The organism is Spirillospora sp. NPDC049652 (assembly GCF_040675125.1).
In the GTDB taxonomy this organism is placed as follows: domain Bacteria; phylum Actinomycetota; class Actinomycetes; order Streptosporangiales; family Streptosporangiaceae; genus Spirillospora.
Genome location: NZ_JBFAOF010000993.1, coordinates 1 through 2,521, shown reverse-complemented (window position 1 = coordinate 2,521; position 2,521 = coordinate 1). Strand labels below are relative to the sequence as shown.

The following is a 2,521-nucleotide window of genomic DNA, read 5'->3' as shown; positions in this document are numbered from 1 at the left end:
GCTTCCCGCCGCCGCCCGGTCCGCCGCCCGGCGGCGGGGGCGGCGCGGCGGTGCTCATCGTCATCGCGGTCGTCGCCGTCGTCCTCATCGGCGGCGGGATCGGCGCGCTCGTCCTGCTGTCCGGCGACGACAAGCCGAAGCGGCACGTGGCCGTCCTCCCGCCGCCGACCTCGGCGCCGTCCAGCCCGCACGGGACGCGGCCGACCTCCCCGACAGGCGGAGGCGGCGGTGGCGGCGGGGGCGGGGGCGGCACGTCCGACCCGTGGAGCATCCTCACCCGAACGATCCGGACGGCGAAGGGCAACTCCTACACGCAGGCGGGCACGCGGTACGAGTCGTGCGTCCTGCGCGCCAACACGCAGCTGCTCTCGACGCTGCGCGCGCACCCCTGCACCGGCCGCATGGCGTCGGGCGTGTACCTCAACTCGTCCCGGACGATCGTGACCGTGCTGTCGATCGCGCGGTTCGACAGCGCCGCGGACGCGCGGGCGGTCGTCAACTCGCTGAACCGGCACGCCGAGCCGAGGCTGCTCGGCCCGGCCAAGAGCAGCGGCATCCCGGTGCTGCGCGGCAACCCCGAGCGCTGGACACGGACCTACTCGCGCGGCACGAACGTGGTGTTCGCGCAGTCCTACTACGCGCGCGGCGGAGCGGTCGGCGGCGCCGCCGGGCCGGTCAACCTGACGGCGTCCGAGCTGGGCGTCGAGGTGCAGAACGTCCTGCTCTGGAAGAACTAGGAACACTTCAGGTCGAAGTCCGACACGTGCCGTTGTAACGTCTTCGGGACGATCAGGGCGGACGAGGCCGGCACGGCGAGGGGAGCGGCATGCGCGCTGAGTGGCAGGCGCACATCGACGAGCTGCTGGGCCAGTACCGCGAGCAGCGGGACAAGCTCAAGGGGCTGCAGGAGAGGCTTGAGGACATCGACGCGTCCGCCGAGGCGGCCGACGGGATGGTCCGGGTCACGGTCGACCGGCAGGGCAGGCTGACCGCGCTGGAGCTCGACCCGCGCGTGTACCGCAAGCTGGCGTCCGCCGAGCTGTCCGAGGCCGTCCTGGAGGCGTCCCGCGAGGCGTCCGCGCAGGTCGCCGAGAAGATCAGCGAGGCCATGCGGGACATCGCCCCCGCCGGGCCGGCCGGCGAGGGCGCCGGGCCGGGCGGCATCCCCGACCTGGGCAAGCTGCTGCCCGAGAAGTTCGACATGGACTCCATTCGCGAGCACTACGGATTGCTGGGTAAATGAGCGACGGCGGATACCTGGAAGTCGACACCAAGGCCCTGCGCAAGGCCGGCGGCGGCTTCGACACGGGGGCGGACCACCTCAAGGAGATCTTCGACCGCCTGAACGGCAGGCTCCAGGCCGAGGGCAAGTGCTGGGGCGGTGACAAGACGGGCGAGGAGTTCGGCAAGAACTACGAGACGCCCGCGAAGAACATGCTCAAGTCGTTCGGCGACACCGCCAAGGGCCTGCGCAACATCAAGGACGGCGTCGACGACATGGCCGACAACTACGACAAGGCCGAGCACCACTCGAAGATCCGCTGACCCCGTCCGCCCCCGTCCGCGCTCGCCCGCGGACGGGGCGCACCGGGTCCGCCCCCGCCGGGCGACCGTCCGCTGACGAGCCCCCTCGGCCCGTCGGCCACGGCCCGGCACGTCCCCCCGCTCCCCCCGAACTCCCCTTGAGGTGGCCTTCCCCGTGGGCATGGAGATCCCCGACGAGGTCAAGTGGCTGTCCTGGCTCATCGGCGCCGACTGGCCGGAGGGCGACGAGACCGCCATGCGGCGGGCCGCCGACGCCTGGCACACGGCGTCCTCGGACGTGACCTCCCTGATCGGCGAGCTGAACCGGGCCGCCTCCGACGTGCTCGGCGCCCTGGACAGCGGCGCGGCGGACAAGTTCCGCCTGAACTGGGAGAAGTGGACCGCCACCGACCCGGAGATCCTGCCGAAGCTCGCCGAGGCCTGCGACGCGCTCGGGCAGGTGCTCGAACAGGGCGCCACCGAGATCGAGTACGGCAAGTACATGTTCATCGCGCTGCTGATCATCACGGCGGCGCAGATCGCCTGGCTGATCGCGGCGGCGTTCGCCACGTTCGGCGCGTCCACGGCGGCGATCCCGGCGGTCGAGGCGGGCGCGTGGGCCACCGCCCGAACGATCGCCACCCAGCTGCTGGAGCGGCTCGGCCAGAACCTGCTGTCCTCGATCGCCAAGGGCGCGATCATGGGCCTGCTGCAGGGCGGCGGGCTGGACCTGCTGATCCAGGGCATCCAGGTCGCGCAGGGCCACCGCGACGGCATCGACCTCAAGCAGGTCGGCACCTCCATGCTGGACGGCGCGATCGGCGGCGCGGTCGGCGGCGCCGTCGGGCACGGCGTCGGCAAGATCCCCGGCCTGTCCGACGCGGCCGGCTCCGCGGCCGGCAACATGTTCAAGGGCGCCGCCCGCGAGGGCGTCAGCGGCGCGGTCGGCGGCGCGCTCGGCTCCATGGCCACCGATGTCGCGGCCGTGCGCGACGTC

Annotated in this window: 3 protein-coding genes and 1 pseudogene; all 4 read left to right on the top strand. The window is 72.8% G+C overall.

Going from position 1 to position 2,521, the window contains the following annotated elements; genetic code table 11:
- Positions 1-737 (top strand): annotated as a pseudogene (locus AB0J52_RS35920) (hypothetical protein); the annotation flags it as partial.
- An 89-nt stretch (positions 738-826) separates the two neighbouring features.
- Complete coding sequence (locus AB0J52_RS35915; RefSeq protein WP_500187378.1) at positions 827-1,243, top strand: YbaB/EbfC family nucleoid-associated protein; 417 nt, start codon at positions 827-829, stop codon at positions 1,241-1,243.
- A complete protein-coding gene (locus AB0J52_RS35910) occupies positions 1,240-1,545 on the top strand; it encodes a WXG100 family type VII secretion target (RefSeq protein ID WP_500187377.1) in 306 nt (101 codons plus the stop codon). The genes AB0J52_RS35915 and AB0J52_RS35910 overlap by 4 nt, the downstream gene beginning before the upstream one ends.
- A 160-nt stretch (positions 1,546-1,705) precedes the next feature.
- On the top strand, positions 1,706-2,521 hold an 816-nt coding region (locus tag AB0J52_RS35905), incomplete at its 3' end, for a WXG100 family type VII secretion target (RefSeq protein ID WP_500187379.1).

Bases quoted from the DNA above. Each gene is read 5' to 3' on its own strand.
- AB0J52_RS35915 (WP_500187378.1), top strand. From the start codon at position 827: ATGCGCGCTGAGTGGCAGGCGCACATCGACGAGCTGCTGGGCCAGTAC.
- AB0J52_RS35910 (WP_500187377.1), top strand. From the start codon at position 1,240: ATGAGCGACGGCGGATACCTGGAAGTCGACACCAAGGCCCTGCGCAAG.